The 17,148-nt window shown below is 71.3% G+C and carries 20 protein-coding genes; all 20 read left to right on the forward strand.

The annotated features are described in order from the left end of the window. Positions 1-41: 41 nt before the first annotated feature. Positions 42-860 (forward strand): hypothetical protein, encoded by an 819-nt coding sequence (locus ACZ6Q9_RS30060; protein ID WP_396830613.1) that lies wholly within the window; start codon positions 42-44, stop codon positions 858-860. A 106-nt stretch (positions 861-966) separates the two neighbouring features. Next, entirely contained in the window at positions 967-1,386 is a 420-nt protein-coding gene (locus ACZ6Q9_RS30065) for a hypothetical protein (protein WP_396830611.1), read from the forward strand. 409 nt (positions 1,387-1,795) lie between these two features. Next, positions 1,796-2,719 carry a hypothetical protein gene (locus tag ACZ6Q9_RS30070; RefSeq protein ID WP_396830609.1) on the forward strand — a complete coding sequence of 308 codons (924 nt, stop codon included), beginning with the start codon at positions 1,796-1,798 and terminating at the stop codon, positions 2,717-2,719. A 64-nt stretch (positions 2,720-2,783) separates the two neighbouring features. Then, positions 2,784-3,653, forward strand: coding sequence for a MarR family transcriptional regulator (locus ACZ6Q9_RS30075; RefSeq protein WP_396830607.1), 870 nt, complete (start codon positions 2,784-2,786; stop codon positions 3,651-3,653). 92 nt (positions 3,654-3,745) lie between these two features. Further along, positions 3,746-4,381, forward strand: a complete 636-nt coding sequence (locus ACZ6Q9_RS30080) for a diguanylate cyclase domain-containing protein (RefSeq protein WP_396830605.1) — start codon at positions 3,746-3,748, stop codon at positions 4,379-4,381. 96 nt (positions 4,382-4,477) lie between these two features. Next, positions 4,478-5,062, forward strand: a complete 585-nt coding sequence (locus ACZ6Q9_RS30085) for a hypothetical protein (RefSeq protein ID WP_396830604.1) — start codon at positions 4,478-4,480, stop codon at positions 5,060-5,062. Beyond that, complete coding sequence (locus ACZ6Q9_RS30090) at positions 5,059-5,322, forward strand: hypothetical protein (RefSeq protein ID WP_396830602.1); 264 nt, start codon at positions 5,059-5,061, stop codon at positions 5,320-5,322. The genes ACZ6Q9_RS30085 and ACZ6Q9_RS30090 overlap by 4 nt, the downstream gene beginning before the upstream one ends. A gap of 50 nt (positions 5,323-5,372) precedes the next feature. Next, positions 5,373-5,885: a hypothetical protein gene (locus tag ACZ6Q9_RS30095; RefSeq protein WP_396830601.1), complete on the forward strand. Its 513-nt coding sequence runs from the start codon at positions 5,373-5,375 to the stop codon at positions 5,883-5,885. Further along, positions 5,882-6,952, forward strand: a complete 1,071-nt coding sequence (locus tag ACZ6Q9_RS30100) for an NlpC/P60 family protein (protein WP_466021449.1) — start codon at positions 5,882-5,884, stop codon at positions 6,950-6,952. Before ACZ6Q9_RS30095 ends, ACZ6Q9_RS30100 begins: the two co-directional genes overlap by 4 nt. Positions 6,953-7,188: 236 nt before the next feature. Beyond that, positions 7,189-7,413 (forward strand): hypothetical protein, encoded by a 225-nt coding sequence (locus ACZ6Q9_RS30105; RefSeq protein ID WP_396830597.1) that lies wholly within the window; start codon positions 7,189-7,191, stop codon positions 7,411-7,413. An 88-nt stretch (positions 7,414-7,501) separates the two neighbouring features. Continuing rightward, entirely contained in the window at positions 7,502-8,707 is a 1,206-nt protein-coding gene (locus tag ACZ6Q9_RS30110) for a DUF4314 domain-containing protein (protein WP_396830595.1), read from the forward strand. After that, on the forward strand, positions 8,707-9,354 hold the full coding sequence (locus tag ACZ6Q9_RS30115) for a hypothetical protein (protein WP_396830593.1): 648 nt from the start codon (positions 8,707-8,709) through the stop codon (positions 9,352-9,354). The genes ACZ6Q9_RS30110 and ACZ6Q9_RS30115 overlap by 1 nt, the downstream gene beginning before the upstream one ends. Next, positions 9,341-9,733, forward strand: coding sequence for a hypothetical protein (locus ACZ6Q9_RS30120; RefSeq protein ID WP_396830592.1), 393 nt, complete (start codon positions 9,341-9,343; stop codon positions 9,731-9,733). The genes ACZ6Q9_RS30115 and ACZ6Q9_RS30120 overlap by 14 nt, the downstream gene beginning before the upstream one ends. A 388-nt stretch (positions 9,734-10,121) precedes the next feature. Continuing rightward, complete coding sequence (locus ACZ6Q9_RS30125) at positions 10,122-11,240, forward strand: AAA family ATPase (RefSeq protein WP_396830590.1); 1,119 nt, start codon at positions 10,122-10,124, stop codon at positions 11,238-11,240. A gap of 26 nt (positions 11,241-11,266) precedes the next feature. After that, positions 11,267-12,865: a VWA domain-containing protein gene (locus ACZ6Q9_RS30130; RefSeq protein ID WP_396830588.1), complete on the forward strand. Its 1,599-nt coding sequence runs from the start codon at positions 11,267-11,269 to the stop codon at positions 12,863-12,865. Positions 12,866-13,331: 466 nt separating this feature from the next. Next, positions 13,332-14,297: a DUF4192 domain-containing protein gene (locus tag ACZ6Q9_RS30135; RefSeq protein ID WP_396830586.1), complete on the forward strand. Its 966-nt coding sequence runs from the start codon at positions 13,332-13,334 to the stop codon at positions 14,295-14,297. 96 nt (positions 14,298-14,393) lie between these two features. Next, the gene (locus ACZ6Q9_RS30140; protein WP_396830584.1) at positions 14,394-14,825 is read left to right on the forward strand and encodes a DUF3085 domain-containing protein; all 432 of its coding nucleotides are present in this window, start codon (positions 14,394-14,396) and stop codon (positions 14,823-14,825) included. Between the two features lie 72 nt (positions 14,826-14,897). After that, complete coding sequence (locus ACZ6Q9_RS30145; protein ID WP_396830583.1) at positions 14,898-15,425, forward strand: hypothetical protein; 528 nt, start codon at positions 14,898-14,900, stop codon at positions 15,423-15,425. A 432-nt stretch (positions 15,426-15,857) separates the two neighbouring features. Further along, positions 15,858-16,268, forward strand: a complete 411-nt coding sequence (locus ACZ6Q9_RS30150; protein WP_396830582.1) for a hypothetical protein — start codon at positions 15,858-15,860, stop codon at positions 16,266-16,268. A 588-nt stretch (positions 16,269-16,856) separates the two neighbouring features. Then, positions 16,857-17,117, forward strand: a complete 261-nt coding sequence (locus ACZ6Q9_RS30155; RefSeq protein WP_396830580.1) for a hypothetical protein — start codon at positions 16,857-16,859, stop codon at positions 17,115-17,117. Positions 17,118-17,148 lie beyond the last annotated feature (31 nt).

Here is a 17,148-nt window from a genome sequence, read left to right on the forward strand (position 1 = left end):
CGTGGCCGAACGCACCACCGGTCCGAAGGAGGACTACGCCTATGTCCGCTGTCAACGGCACCCCGCTGACCCGTCACGGCAGCCGCGTGCCCGCCATCGCGGCGCGACCTACCCGGCCGAAAGCCACCTCGACGCCTGCTGCGCCGCCAGCCCGCGTCCAGGCCACCGCTTCCCGGCTGCCGGTCACGCCGGCCCCCACCATCAAGATCATGGTCATCTGCCTGCCCGACGACCTGCCGGCTCAGGCACTGACCGATCACAGTCTCGACACGCACTTCGGTGTTACCGGCACCCTCACACCGCTGTTCTGGGCGGTACCGCAGCTGCGGCTGTGGCAGCGCCACCAACTGATCGGCCTGCGCAAGGGCCGACCCACGCCGTGCGCGGGCGGACCAGTACGGCTGCTCGACCTGACCGGCATGCGCCACGCCGCCGCCGTCGGCGCCGGCATCCGCTACCAGATCTGGCAGCAGGTCGTACAAGGCACCACCGCCGCCGACCCCTGGCCGGTGTTCGAAACCCGCCACCTCACCAACCCCGACCGCTACCCCTACGACACCGCGATCGCGGACTTCCACAACCAGCCCCGCGTGCACGCCATGCGCCTGCACGCTGCTGCCACCGGCGGTCGCGGACAGCCCGGCGTCGGGGAACTGGAGATGTACCAGGCAGGCCCGCGCGCCTACCAGCACTACACCGCCGGCAGCGCCATCGCCGGCGACGCCCTGCTCACCGCCGACGGCCGCAAGCTCGCCCCGGCCAGTGACGCCCTCGCCCACCGCATCACCTACCTCGAACAAGCCCTGGCCCACCTCGACACCGTCGGCCCGGACCAACGGCTGCTCGCCGTCGCCCTCTAGCCCCACCACCCACCACGCACAGCGGATATCCCCGCCGCTCGCTCGCGGTCAGCCGTGGGCGCTGCGCGTCGTGTCCCGATACCACAACCCTCATGGAAGGAGCACCATGTCCCGCTTCCTGTACTTCGACCTCCAGGCCGTCGCCGCCCAGGCACAGCACGCCGTCCTCGCCGATCGGAGCATCCGCACCCGATCCGAGTCCGACAGCGGCCGGACCGCCGAGCCGGCGTTGTGGTTCTACCGCCACCTCGGGCAGCCCCGGCTCGCCAGCAACGGATGCAGGAACCTGCACGACATGCTCCCGCCGTCCGTCACCGCCGACAACCAACTGACCAGCCCCGCCGTCCTGCTGCCGCACGTCGACCACCCGCAGCGCCTGCCGCTGCTCGACAGCGCGGGACCCCAGCTGATGGACCTGCTCACGCACGGCCTGACCGACGGCGCCCAATGGGTGATGGTCGACCCGAACACCCACACCGTCGGAGTCGGCCGCCGCCGCCTGCGCCATCGCCGCACTCCCCGCTGACCCACAACCACATCCGCCGATGGGCCGGTCTGTCGCACCGCGGACAGCCGGCCCATCTGCGGCTGTGCCCCCGCACCCGCCGCTCGTGCCGTCACCGAACTCACGGCGCGTCCCGTAAGCGGTTTCCTCCCAGCCTGGCTCGCCACAAAACACCGGTGACCTGCACGCCCATCGAGGCATGCACCTTGCACCCGGATCTGCCCCCAGTGCCACCACCTCCACGGCCCTAGCCCAACCACGGCCCGTCTCGCTCGCTGCGAGCACACCAACCCCGTCCACCGCCGCGCGGTCGGAACTTCCCCGCGAACGCCGTGCGCCCCAGGCGCGGGGCGCCCGCATCCCACCTGGCCTCAGAGAGGCCGATTTGTTTCTCTTCCCGCCATCGCCCCTCCACGGAGGTCCCCTCGCCATGTCTCACCGACTGTGGTTCCGCGTCGAGGACGTGCTGCCCCTGGCAGAGCACGCCCTCGCCTGCCCCACCCACCGCCTCACCAGAGCCCAGGTCGCCGCAGGCGAGCACAACACCCCGGCGCTGACCCTGTGGCGCGCCGGCTCTGAAGGACAGCTGCGTTCCAATGGCGTGCCGGTCTGGCACACCACGCACGGCGTCGAACAGGTCGCCTACGGCGGATCGTGGCGGCTCGTAGGCGCGAGGACGGAGCCCGATCAGCACTGGTATCTGCCGCTGCGGCACGCCGACCCCGACGGGCGTCGCCTCATCGACGTCCTGCGCGCCGGCCGCGCCCTCGACCGCAACTGGCTCACGATCGACACCGACACCGACACCGGGCCCGGTTGCACGCTCGACGCCAGACACATACAGCTGTCCGACCACCGCGCGGACATCGCCCCACCACACGTGCGTTGGCACCCGATCATGGTCACCTCACCGAAGACCGGCGACGAGGTTTACCCCGCGCTGGTCGCCGATGGCTACGACGCCGGCGATGACGGCTACCTGATCTGCCGCTTCCACCCGCACACCGTCCGGCAGATGGCCGCGGACCTCGCCGGGCCGTGGCGCGCGGGCACGATGCCGGGGGAGTACCCGCTGCTGCGCTTCGACGGCACCACCGCCGTGCTGCTCGAAGAGACCGACGTCGGCGACGGAATCCGTCTCGACGTCGACGACCGCTGCTACCCCGACCGGGACGGCTACTACAGCATCGGCGCCTACCGGTGGCTCTGGCACACCTCACCCACTGACGCCATGCCCGCCCGGGACCGGCTCCGGCTGCACCTGGCAGCACTGTCCGGCCGCCTCCGCGCTGTCACCGCCACCGGTCGCCCGTCTCGGCAGACGCCCGTCGCTCACGACGATCCATCGTTCTGACCCCGCGACATCCCCAGCTGCCGCCGAACCGGATCTCGGATGCCTCGAGATCCGGTCATCGCACTTGATCGTCGCCGCGAACGAAGCGTGGATCAGTGCTGACCTCACACCCAGGGAGATGCCCATGACCGACGCACCAGAACCCGTACCGGCACACGCCATGTTCAAGGTCCTCGCCGCGCTGGCCGAACTCGGCGAAGCCACCGCCGCCGCCGTCGCCGACAAGGCCGGCCTCGGCTACTCCACCGCCACGGCCAAGCTCCGCGCACTGGAACACACCGGGCAGGCCGAACCCATCCGCACCGAAGACAAGCGCGCGGTGTGGCGGCTGACCGACGCCGGCCGCACCACCGTCGGCACCGACCACAGCCCCCTGCCGGCCCACGACACCGGCACCGACACGCCGTTCGAAGCCCCGGCCCAGGCCACTGCCAACGACGACCCCGCCGAGGAACGCGACACCACCGAGGACGCCGACACCGCCGACGAGGAATCACCTACCCCACACACCCCACCAGCCGCCGCCTCCAGCGCCACGGCCGACGCACCCTCACAGGCCGATGGCGCAACGGCAGAACCCGCAGTCGCATTCGACATGGACAGCGAGCACCCCGCCGCAGCATCCGAGGACCCCCAGACGGACCCGGCCGCCCCGACCGCCGAGGCGGGCACCTCGACCGCGGGTAGCCGCCGGACGAAGGGCTCGCTGAGAGGGGCGGTGCTGGACATTCTCGAAGCGCACCCTGACCGGGCCTACAAGACCAGTGAGCTGTGCAAGCTGATCGACGCCGCGAACACCGGCGCCGACGCGAAGAAGGCCAGCGCGGGCGCGGTCAACAACGCGTTGTTCAAGCTCGTCGCCGCCGGCAAGGCCCTACAGACCGTGGAAAAGCCGGCCACCTTCCAGTTCGCCCCCGCCACCGGCGGCGAGTGACTTTTCCACCCGTCAGGCAGCCCGAGGGCGGGCGTCGAAGTTGGCGCCTCACGCCCGCCCCCGGTGCTCCTTCTACACAAGGAGCGTTCCAAGTGTCTTCCATCCTGCACACGATCGCCATCGCCGTCGGCGGGATCCTCGCCGGCCTGGCCCTCGCCGGAGCCCAGCTCTGGCGGCAGCGGCAAGCCCTCGAGGCGGCCCGCCACGAGGCAACCCACGACGAGATCACCGGCCTGCCGAACCGGCGGCTGTTCCTCACCAGCTTGCGCGCCGCCCTCGCCGACAACGCGCCCGTCGGGGTGGTGCTGCTGGACCTCAACCGGTTCAAGACCGTCAACGACACCCTCGGCCACGAGGTCGGCAACGACCTGCTCCACCAGGTCGGCCGGCGACTGGCCAGCCTTTCCGCCCCGGTGCGTGTCGCGGCCCGGCTCTCCGGCGACGAGTTCGCGCTACTGGTGACCGGCGACCGCGAAGACACCGCCGCTGCGGCGCATGCCGCCTGGCAGGTGATCGCCGCCAACCCCATCCGCGTCGTCAACGGCGACCTGCAGGTGACCGCCTCCGTCGGCTACACCCACGCCCACCACCCCCACACCAGCACCCGGCAACTCCTCACCCAGGCCGACTGCGCCATGTACGAGGCGAAACACACCGGCAGCGGCGTACACGAGTACCTGCCCCACCGCACAACAACCGTACGCAGCCGCGACCGTCACCACCGCTGAGCGCAGCTCCCCGCGCGAACCACGCACGTCATAGACCCCGCAGCCGCCCTAGCTGCGGGGTCTTTCGCCTTTGCACCCCTGACAAGGGAGACCTCGGTGTCGTCCTTCAACGCTGTCCACACCCTCACCACCTGCCTCATGGCGGCGGACGCCGACGCAGACCAGCTGGGCTGGGGCCAGCCGCCGACGCTGCTGCTCGTCCACGACTGGCTCCTGACCCCGGTTACCCCGCGGCGACGGCGCATGATGCGCAGCCTGGAGTTCCCGCTGCACCCCGAAGACGTGCTCGCCGAGCCGGCCGGGCTGCCCGCACTGTTGCACCGCCTCGCCGCAGGCCTCGACACCCCCACGACGCCCACGCCCTACCAGACCACCCTCGACACGATCATCACCCGGATCCGCGCGACCGCGCCCGACGCGCGTCTCGTGGCCTGGGCCGCCTGCTACGACGACATCCACATCCTCGACGGCCAGCCGAGCCAGGTCCGCCGGATCGATGCCGTCGACGCCGACGGGCGCGTCTATCAGCTCACCCGCCCGCGCGGCGAGGACCACCCGCTGGTGCGCGTTGACGACACCCCCGACCCGGCCGACATCGCCGCCACCTATTCCGGCCTGGTCGCGCTGCTGACCGCCACCGCCCGCTACACCCAGACCAGCACTGCCGGGGGCAGGCTGTGACCCCACCGATCCCGCCCCGCAGCGACCCCGACGAGCCGGTCTTCAGCGTGGACGGACCCGACGGCGCGTCCATCCGCTGCCGGATCTGTGCCGCCGTCGACGAGATCGACTCCGACGAGATGCCATCCATGGCCGGCTACGGCGAGGACACGTACGTCCGCTGCACCCGCTGCGGCTCTGTCGAGACCACCGACCCGGTCTTCGGCTGGCGCGCCAAGCCTGCCATCTGGCCTCGCGGCCCCGAGCACGACCAGAGCTGACCCTTCGGGCGCTGCCCGATCCTCACCCTCTTTGCGAAGGAGTCTGTTCCGTGAGCACCCACTGCTACATCGGGACCATCCCACCCGGCACCCCGCACCTCGTGCACGCCCGGTTCGTGCTCTACGACGGCCACCCGGCCGTCGTGCTGCCGACCGTGGCCGCCATCTGGGCCGGCCACGCCCACCGCGACGTGCAGGCGCTGATCACCGCGATCCTCACCAACGACTGGGAGCAGCTCGACTCGGACGTCACCGCCGCCATCAACTCCCCGTTCGCCGGCCAGAAGCCGGTGCCCGGTGTCGGCATCACGTTGGCTTCCACGACCGACGGCATGACCGTGGACCAGCCGGAGCCGGTCACGGTGTTCCCGCTGTGCCACGCGGGGCACCTCGACGCCGAATGGATCTACCTCATCGACGCGGACACCGCCACGATCGGCGTGCACACCAGCGACGGCAGCCGCGTCGCCACCTACCCACTGGGCGGCTGCCTGCCTCCGACCGGCGCCAACCGGGAAGGGCGGCCGTGCGGACCTCGATCAGCGGCGAGGGTACCGCGATGAGCGCCCGTGTTCTTGGCGCGGTCGCTGCCGGGGTGATCGCCGCGCTGGTGCTGTGCGTGGGTGGGTTCGGCGCCTTGTTCACCGGCGGCGGCGCGGCCTCGGCCGCCTGCTACGGCGTGGTCGGTTCGGACGGGCAGCCGCTGCTGCCCACCGCCCCCGTGCCGCGATCCGCAGTCGACGTCCGCGGTGGGTGGAGCAGCGAACAGTCGGCCAACGCCGCTGTGATCGTCACCGTCGGCGCGGAGCTGAAGGTTCCGCCCCGAGGCTGGGTCATCGCCTTGGCCACCGCCATGCAGGAATCCACCCTGCGCAACCTGCCCGGCGGGGACCGCGACTCCGTCGGGCTGTTCCAGCAACGCCCCTCCCAAGGCTGGGGCGCGCCCGCCCAACTGCGCGACCCCCGCTACGCGGCCGCAAAGTTCTACACCGCGCTGCTGGCCGTTGACGGCTGGCAGGCCATGGCGCTGACCGACGCCGCCCAAGCCGTGCAACGCTCCGCCTACCCCGACGCCTACGCCAAGTGGGAAGACGACGCGGCCGCCCTGGTCCGCGCTGTGGGTTCCGCCAATCCCTCACCATTTCCGGTCGATCTTGATCGATGTCTGAGCACGTGCCCGTCGGTCGGCAGCGGCGGTGCCGATGGTTGCGCTGACGTTTCCACCGTCTTCGCACGGGCCCAGTCATGGTTGACCGTCTGGTCAGGTGGCCCGGTGCCGTACCTGTCCAGCGGAGATCCTGGCGACTGGTTCCAGGGATACCGGCGCGACTGCTCGGGCTACGTGTCCATGGCCTTGGGCCTGGACGGGCCCGGGTTGAACACCGACGGGCTGGCCGCCCGGTCCACGGTCATCGCAATGACCGATCTGCGACCGGGGGATCTGCTGATCAACACCGCTCCCGACCTGCGCGGGCACGTGGTGCTGTTCGAGCGCTGGTCCGACCCGTCGATGACCCGCTATTACGGCTACGAACAATCCGGCGACGGGGGAACGCATCACCGACTCATTCCCTACCCGTACTTCGGTGACTACCCGATGACCCCATACCGGTACGGACGCACAGGATGACCCCGTCCCTCGATCGAAATTTTGTCCTGCTTTCGCGCGCGACGGTGTGTCGTCGCTGCCCGGGCGGGGGCGCGGGGGTGGGATGCCGGGACCTGTGGCCGGGGACTGCTGTTAACCCCGACAGCCACGACAGCGCCGCCCGCCCCCGGCCACCGCGGCATGCACCTCCGCCAAGGGCTGATCGTGCAAGCCCCACGCAGCAGCGCGATGTTCGTCAAGGTCAGCCGTCTGTCCGCGTGGGCCTGCCAGCGCTGCTGACCGAGGCCGCACGGACCCTGTTCACCGTGCACGACGGCCACGCCAACCTGGCCACCCTCGTCACCGCCGGACAACGGATGCGCGCCATCGAGACCGCGCTCACCGAGATACGCGAAGAGCGCGACACGACGCACAGCCGGTTCCAGGAGGCGTGCGCCGTTCCGTCAGCACGGCGGAGCGCTCGTCGAGGCCGGTCGAAGTAGCAGCCGTCGCAAGGCGCGACCTGCTGACAGGTCCGGCTGCCCGACACCCCTGCATGACCCCGCGAGGCACTCAACAAAAGGACATGACATGAGCAGCTCAGACAACAACACAAGCCCGCCGCAACCAGAGGACTCCGCTGCGGATCACCGCTCGGCCCAGGACACCTTCCGCAAGGGAGACCGGGTCGCACTCGAGCACACCAGCGACCCGCACACCCGGCTGCGCCCCGGCGACGAGGGCACCGTTCGCCGCTACGACCCTGAGCAGCGGGCCCTGGACGTCGACTGGGACAGCGGATCCCGGCTGTCGATGCTCCTCGGCGCGGGCGACCGCGTCCGCCGCGTAACGAACGCCGGCTGGCAGCGCGTGCTCGACGCCCTTCACGACGCCGGGGCCGCAGCCGGTCGAGACGCCGCCGAGTGGTGGGCGCAGGACACGATCGGCGCATGGGCCAGCGGTGACGTGGCGGCGACCGCGCGGCAGGTCCTCACCGCCATCGAGGTCGCCGAGGGGCGGGACATTCCCGGGCTGCCGTTCGCCGAGCGGTACGACCTTGCCGCCGGCCTCACTCGTTACGCCGAGCACGCCTCGCCCGACGCACCTCGATGGGAAAACCTGCGGGCATGGCAGATAGACCAGGCGCGGTGGGCGTGGTGCGACGGCTTCGACGAGGCGGTCGAGGCCGAGGCGACCCGGCAGTGCCGGATGGTTCTGCATCCCGACGGCGACGACCGGGACCTGCAACATGTGTACCCGCAGCGGGTGCGGCTGGGCGGCCCGGGCGTGTTCGCCGGTGACTGGGCGTGGGCGCCGAACGAGGCTGGGCAGATGCGGATCCCGGTCGGGTTCGTCGGCACCCTGGTCGACACCTGGAACGGGTGGGCGGTGTTCACCTGCACCCGCGAGGTCGCCGAGGCGATCGTCGCCGACCAGCAGGCCGCCCGCGACCGCTACCGCCGCTATCTGGCCGCAAAGGGTGCCGCGGAGGCGGACCTGGACGGCCTGGTGGACCAGTCCATGGGGCGGATGTGGTTCGACGGGGACGTCATCGTCGCTGACGACACCCGGGTGCAGGACGATCCGGAGGCGATCGAGCGCATGGGCCCGAACGCCGACGGCCACTACGTGGTGATGGGCTGGTCCTGGACCTGGCTGCAGGTGCATCCCTACGACTGCGACCGTATCGCCGGCACCATCCCCGACACGTCGGCGGCCATCGGCCCCGTCCCCGCGAACTCCCGGCCAGCCGCCCACCGCTCCTCGGCGCGGACGGCCGGTCAGGAGGCGCACTGATGGCTCATCACCTGTATGCGGTCCTCGTGCGTGCCACCGCCACGGTCACGACCATCGACGCGCACCTGGCCAAGCCGATGCGCCTCGCGACGAGCGCCCACCACATCGACAGTTACCGGCTCGGCGGGCAGGTCACGGGAGCGTGGGACCGCGACTATGATCCCGTCGCCGACCCGAACAACTGGCACCCCTGCCAGGCGTGTGCCGGCACCACCGTGGTCCAAGGCGCCATGTGTAGCGAGTGCGCCGATGCCGTCGCTGCCGGTCGTAGGCCGGGCACCGTGGTGCCCTGGAGCTACACCGACTGGGCGCGGTATCCCGGGGACATCGTGTCGCTGCCGAGGCTGCTGCATCCCGGCTGGCGGTTCCCGCCGGGCCGCACCCCGGTCGCCTGGGTCGACCTGGCCGGCGCCGTCTGGCTCGGCACCGGCACCGACACCAGCGCGGTCCCGCCCCGCCTGCTCGCGGTCTTCAACGACCTGGTTGCCGGGCGTCGTGACCCCGACCCTACGGCCCCGCCAGTACGGCGCAGGTCCACGCGAGCCGACTGGTCCGCGCCGTGGCGTACCGCAGGCCGCCCCCGGCGACCTCGGGTCCGGTCCGAGCCCGCCGACTGGTCGGTGGCGGTGGTCGATGCCCACTCCTGACTACACACCGCCACGCGGCAGCACCGCCGTGTTCTCCGGACCGTGGCTGCGCTACGAGCCGATCCCCGGCTCTCACCGCTACTACGAGGGCTACACCGCCACGCTGATCGGCTGGTGGAACGGAACCTGCGAACTCAGCATCGACGCCAAAGCGGTGACTGCGCTCGCCCGCATGTTCACCGCGATGGCCGACTACGTGGGCGGTGACTGGCGCACCATCGACTTCGACGGTCGGATCCTCACCGTCGCCCGCCCGCTGTCCCTCGGCGGCGGAGTGCACCGGGTAGAACCCACCGGTGGCCGCTACCGGATCGGCTGGGGCCTGCCCTGGCTGCCGGTCGACCCTCGCCGCTGCGACCGCATCGCCGGCGAAGCCTAGGCACCGCCGCACCGGCAGCGGGTCGGACTGCTCGACGATCTCGCGGTCGCCAACAGGGATGCCCGGCTCCGCGCACCCGCACTCACACGGGTTGCGACGAGATCAATTCGCCACGACCACGCGCTCAACACGCGTGTGCCTATCGCACCGCATCGCGACCGGGATTACCCGGCTGGTGCACCTGGCCCGAGACCTGTGATCACCACGTCACCTACCGGGCCGAGCAGCCCGTAAGCCGGCTAACCCTCACACCGGCGGTGTCGAACCGTCTTGCTGGGAGCCGGGGCTCTCGCTCCACCTGATTCCTGTCTCCGCTGCGCGGATTTCGCTTCTGCCCGCGCACCCGGAGACGGGTGCGCGGGCCCTACCCCTTGACGGGAGGACCCGTATGGATCCCACAACCGCACCTGCCGCCCCGCCCAGGACGGCCGGTGGCGGCAGGCGTCCTGGCTACCTGTATCACAAGGTCGCCTCGCACCTCGCCGCTCACCCGGACCGGGTGTTCACGGTCGGGGAGGTCACGAAAGCCCTGTCTGTGCCCTCGACTGGTGCTGTCTTCGAGGCGCTGAAGAAGATGGCTGCAGCCGGTTACGCCACCCACCTGACCGGCCCGCACCGCTTTCAGATCACCCAGGCCGGTATCGACGCTGCCGGGGTGATGCCGCCGCCCGCCCCGCGGACACCCCGCCAAGGACATCGCGGAGCGGGTCGACGCCAGCCGGTCACCCGCCCGAACGGTGACCTGTACTTCCCGCGCAACCTGGCGGGGGCCACCGACGTGGATGTGCTGTGCCGGCTACGCGAGAAGCGTATCCCGGTGCTGCTCTACGGCCCGCCGGGCACCGGCAAGACCGCCCTCGTGGAGGCCGCCTTTCCCGACCTGCTCACCGTGGCGGGCACCGGGGACACGGTGGTGGAGGACTTCCTCGGCAACTTCATCCCGCTGCCCGATGGCGGGTTCGAGTTCGTCTACGGCCCCCTGGTCATCGCGATGCGCGAGGGGCGGGCGCTGCTGGTTGACGACGCCACGCTCATCCCGCCGAAGGTCCTCGCCGTGCTGTACCCGGCGATGGACGGGCGCCGAGTGATCACCATTCCTGGGTACCGCAACGAACGCGTCGAAGCCGCGGAAGGGTTCTACGTCATCGCCGGGCACAACCCCGGCGTGCACGGCGCGATCCTCACCGAGGCCCTCGCGTCGCGGTTCGACGTGCACATCGAGGTCACCACCGACTGGGACCTCGCCCGCCACCTCGGCGTCCCCCGACCCGCCGTCGAGGCCGCGATCGCGCTGAACACCGATCTCGCCGCCGGACGCGTCGGCTGGGCGCCGCAGCTACGCGAGTTGCTCGGCTTCACCCGCGTCAGCAAGACCCTCGGGTCCGCGGCGGCCGTGGCGAACCTTGTCGGCCGCGCCCCGCTCGAGGACCGGGAGCAGGTCCTCGCCGCCCTCAGGCAGCAGTTCGGCACGGACATCAACCCGCTGACCCTCGGCAAGCAACGCTGACCCCTCCCCGAGAAGGGAAACCATTCATGCCTCATCCCTCCACCCACCGGCGTGCCGGCTCGGGCACCTCAACCGCCAACGTTGCGGACTGGCGTCCGTGGAGCGACGCCTGGACCCGGCACATCCCGGTCCTGACCGGCCGCACCGACTTGAGCGTCACCGTCGCCCCAGGTGCGGGCGGCGGTGCTCCAGCCTGCTTCTACCCCGACGCCCGCCGCATCGAGGTCGACGCCACCCACATCGGCGCCCCCGACATCACCGATCCCCGCAAGGCCGGCCACAAACGCCTGGTGCCCACCGCCTACGGACTGCTCGTGCACGAAGCCGCCCACGCCACCCACAGCCTGTGGAAAGCACCCGCCGGCACCCCGCCGGTCGTCGCCGCCGTCGCCGACCTGCTCGAGGAGTCCCGCGCCGAGAACCGCCAGCGCAGCCGGCGGCGCGGCGACCGCCGGTGGCTGCGCCACACCATCACCACCCTGCTCGACCCCACCGACGCACCCGTAGACGACGCCTGGCACGCCGCCCACCTCGCCGGCCTGCTCCTCGCCCGCGTCGACGCCCGCATCATCACCGCCAAGGACATCAAGGGCGTCCGGGCCGCCGTCACCACCGTCCTCGGCCGCACCACGCTGCGCCAGCTGCGCGACGTGTGGCGCCAAGCCCACACCGTCGACGACACCGACGCCACCGTCATGATCGGCCTCGCGTGGCGGTGGTGCCGCATCCTCAACATCGACCCCCACCAGCAACCGGAACCACCACAGCCGGACCCCGGCGAGTTCGCCGGCCAGCTTGCCCAGGCACTGACCGATTACCTCGCGCACGCCGCCGGCCTGACCCCCGCCGAGTACGCCACCGGGCAGATCCAAGCCCGGCACTGCGCACCCGCGTCGTGGACGCGCCGTGACCCCACCGACGCCGAACGTGCCGCCGCTCGTCGCCTCGCCGCACGGCTGCGCCGCGCCCGCACCCACCAACCCGAACCCGACACGCGACCCAGTCCGCTACCACCCGGGCGGCTACGCACCCGGCACGCCATCACCGCCAAAGCGCAGATCGCCGCCGGCAGCCTGCCCACCGCCGCACCCTGGCAGCGCCGCGCTCACGTCCCACCACCGAAGCCACACCTGCACCTGGCCGTGCTCGTCGACACCTCCTTTTCGATGCACCCCTACGCGGCGCCGATGTCCTCAGCCGGGTGGATCCTCGCCCACGCCGGCCACACCAACCAGGCCACCACCGCCATGATCGGATTCGGCAGCCAAGCCACTCTGCTCGTGCCGCCTCGACAGCACCCCGCCCACGTTCTCGAAATGCGGGCGGTTGGCGGCACCACCGCGTTTCTCGACGCGGTGAAGCTCGCCGACCAGCTACTGCACCTGCGTCAACCCGGCAGGTTGCGGATGCTCGCTGTCGTCTCCGACGGCGAGCTACCCAACACCGCACCCGCGCAACGGCTCATCACCACCCTGCACCAATCCGGGTGCGTGGTGCTGTGGCTGCGCCCTGCCGACCTGACCGGGCACACCTTCACCCACACCAGCACACTGATGGTCGCCAATCCCATCCAAGCGGCCGATGCGATTGCCGACGCCGCCGTCGCCGCACTCGAACACGCCTGATCACGAGCCCCCGCAGACACGAACCAAACGAGAGCGCCGGCTCGCACTCAGGCTAGGAGGCTGCTCGGCGACGCCCTCACCCCCGGACGCCCGCACACCGCTCGCAGCGCGATCAACGGCATCGAATTGGCCGCTGGCCTCGCAGCCGCCCTCACCCGACACCACCGTCCGGGCGTCGACATCGGGGCGAGGGCCTGCACGGCTGGCAACGCCGACACCTACGTCCCGCAGGGCTGCTGCCCCGGCACCGAACTGGCCGCCCCGCCGTCGCCGCTGTTCGCCAAGGTCCGTCCATCGGCGCCCGTCCCGGGCGCAGCGGTTCTTCTCGCGATCACCGCAGATGACCACTTCCTGACCTGGCCCGCCCGGCGGCGGCGCGAAGCCGTGATCTGCCGCCGGCACACCACCTCAAGCTCCGCACGCCCCAACGGCTGCGGAGCTCTTTCCTTGAAGGAGTGATCCCACCATGACGCACGACCAGCCGACCCGGCTGCCGGTGACCTCGATCAGCGACCTGCTCGCCGCCGTGCCGTACCTGCTCGGCTTCCACCCCGCCGACAGCCTCGTCATCGTCGGCCTCACCGGCCAACGCATCACCGTGGCCGGCCGCGCGGACCTGCCCGATCCCGCCGCCGTCATCGACTGGGCGCCCGTCACCGCACGGCAGTACCTTGCCCTGCTGCGCAACGTCGACGCCACCAGCGCGGTCCTCATCGGCTACGGACCGGCCACCACCGTCACCCCGGTCTTCGACGCCCTCACCCCACGCGTCCGCACCGGCGGCATCGCCCTCCTCGACACGCTGCGCGTCACCGACGGCCGCTACCACTCCTACCAATGCTCCGACCCCGGCTGCTGCCCGCCTGACGGACTGCCGTTCGACCCGCACTACAGCCTGACCGCGGTGCACGCGATCGTCGCCGGGCAGACCGCCCTGCCCGACCGGGCCGCTCTCGTGGCCAGCATCGCCCCCACCGGCGCCGTCACCGCCGACGCAAGCCGACGGGCACAGCAACGCGCACTCGTCGTCATGACCTCCGGCGGGCGGGCAACTCTCATCCGCGCCGGCCGAGAAGCCGTGGACGAGGCCGTCGCCCGCTACGCCGCCGACGCCGTCCTCACCGACGACGAGGTGGCCTGGCTGTCCGTCCTCCTGGCCGACGTCGCCGTTCGCGACCACGCGGGGAAGAAGGCGACCGGTGACCAGCCGTGGCACCTGGCCCTGTGGACCGACATGACCCGCCGTGCCGACCCTGCCTACGTCGCCGCCCCCGCCACCCTGCTCGCCCTCACCGCCTGGCGGCACGGCCAAGGCGCCCTCGCCACCGTCGCCCTCGACCGGGCGCTCGCGGCCGACCCCGACTACCGCCTCGCCCACCTCATCGACCACGCCCTGCGCCACGCAATTCCGCCTACCGCCTTCAACGACTGAACCACCTCCGGTAACAGCCCGAGGCACCTCAGGCCCGGCTCCCAGCCTTCACCGTCCAGCCGCCCGGGCCTTTCGCCACATTGCAAGGAGAGCCTGATGGCACTGCACCTGTACTTCGACCTCACCGACACGCTGAGGCTGGCCGAACACGCCGTCGCCGCCTCCGAGCACGCCGCGACCTTCACCGAACGGGAAGAGCACACCCTCTGCCGGGGCGCGCTGGAGTGGGTCCACGACCACGGCGTCTACCTCATGTCCAGCGGCCTGCCCCGCCTCAAGGACCCGAACCTGCCCGAGGCGAACCTCATCGTCTACGCCCACGGCTGGAACCCCGACACCGACGGCCACCGCCACGACCCGGAGCTCGGCGGCGACGACTTCGTCGAACACCTGCACCTCACCGAGGCGCCCACACCGCTGATCGACATGCTCCGCGCCGCCCACGCCACCGGCTACCAGTGGCTGCATCTGACCGTGAGCGCCGACACCTACGAGGTGCGCGTCGCCCGCACTCGCCGCCCCGACTGACCACCCCGCCCGACGGCCCCGCCCCACCTAAGGGGCGGGGCCGTCGGCTTCTTCACCGACTCGGAGACAGCCATGTCCACTCCTGACAACCACGAGCAACAACCAGCAAGCCTCGAGGCGGTCCTGCGCGACGCGTGGGACGCCTTCTACCCCGACCAACCAGCTCCCCTGGGATGGCTCACCCACGCCGCCGCACGCGTCCACGACCACCTCCGCGCCCAGCAGCCTGCCCCGACCGTGACCGCCCCGCCTGCGGTCATCGACGACCAGCCCGCGGCCCTGCGCCGGCACGTGTGGCAGACGCTGCGCGACGCCGCCGCCGAGAACCACATCGACCCGGACGCCGCCGACCGAATCCTGCACGCCCTGGAGCTGCCCGGGCTGCCGCGCCGCTGGCAGGTCCGCCTCACCCTGCCGATGACGATCGAGGTCACCGCCACCAGCCAGGACGACGCCATCGAGGCCGCCGAGGACGCCATCGACGCCGCCCTCACCGGCACGAGCCACGACACCCACCTCGACTGGGACAACACCACTCGAGACGACGCCACCCCCGGCGACATCGACACCACCACCGACACTCCGGTTGGCCTGCGATGACACCTTCATCCGCCGACCGGGCCACCCCTGCACGAAGGAAGCCGCCCATGCTGCCGCACCTCGTCCGCACGTACACCGGCCGCACCATCGGCGACGACGAGATCGCCCACGCGCGGCAGCAGGGCACAGCCGCGGCGGCGATCGCCGCGGCCGTCGCCGACGCCTGCCACGCCCTGGCCGGCACCAAAGCCAGCCTCGCCCAGTGCGCCGATACCGTCGCCGGGCACCTCGACGAGATCCGTCGCGCTCTGGCCGCCGGCCCCGGCGAGCCGACGGCCACCCTCAACCCGACCAACATGCCGCAGGCCCTCAATCCGCGCCTAAACACCCTGACCGCTCAACGCGCCATCCAGATCACACCTACGCGCGATGGTCCCCGTCTGGCTCGCCCACCACACTCCAACGACGCCTACCGCCAGTCAGACCGAGCGGGTGCGCCGCTACGCCGAAGCCGTCCTCGCCGCGATCGCCGACGACATCCGCGAAGGCATCGTGCCCACCGGTATCGGCTCCTACGCCGACCTGCACCGCTACCTCGATGCCAACGACCATCTCATCGCCGCCGGCGTCCCCTACGACGGCACCCAGGCCAGCATCAACCTGATGGTCACTGTGCAGGGCCTCGTCGTGGCCCGACTGCGCCACGGCGATCGCCCGTACTGCACCCACGGCGCGTGCGCGTTCCCCGCGCACGACCACACCACCGCGTACGACCCCGACGGTCACGACCTCGGCCAGGCGCAGCCGATGCGCTGCCGGCATTGCGGCCAACCCGCCCACTACGACGCCCGCCACGACGACCCCGCCACGCCCGGCTGCTTCCTCATTCACCGCGACGACTGAACCCCACACCCCTGACACGGGCGGCAAGCCGCGCCGTGCTCCGGCCGGATCGCCGACGAGTAAGTCGACAAGCACCGCCCCGCAGACCGGCCGACGACTTGATCAATACGCAAAGTCGAGCGTCACTGCACCTCGGCCCGCCACCCCCTGCGGCGCACCCGACGGCAGGCCCCATGCCGCCAGCCACAAGGGGGGTGGCGGCCCCTACCCGCCGAACCCCACACGAAAGGGGGCATCAACTCATGGCCTCCCAGCACCGCCGCGCGATACCGCACACGGTCACCGACGTCTTGTTGTGGCTGCTCGCCAGCGACGTCGCCGCCGCCCACCAGCCTCGGCTACACCGGCCCGGCCGCTGCGCCAACCTGCGCTGCGCTGGCCAGGTATACCCCTGCCCACCCGCACGCGACGCCCACCGCGCCCAGCAGGCGGCCACCCGTCCCCAGCCGCGAGCGCGAGGCCGCGCCCGGGTGTTCACCACCGCTGACCGACTCAACGGCTGGTTCCGGCCAGCCCGTATCCAGCCCCGCGCCGCCTGAGCGACGCGACACCCACATACGCCGAGCAAATCATGTCAAAGGAGGCACCGTGAGTTTCCGTAGCGAGTCGACCCTTGCCTGGTACGCCAACGCAAGGGTTGACCTGCGCGCCCGCATGGCCGACTACACCCGTAGCCGCTTCGCCCAGCAGTACCTCAAGGCGTTCCTCGAACCCGCTACAGAGGCGACCATCGACGGCCCCGAGGCGTCCGCCATCGACGCGTTCAGCCGCGTCGCGCACCAACCGTGGCAGGACGGCGAACCCTACGTCCTCGCCCCCGCCATGACGGCGATCATCGCCGCCGCCTAGGCCCTCGACCTCACCGGCGACATCGTCGGCA

The organism is Micromonospora sp. NPDC049139, assembly GCF_055586845.1.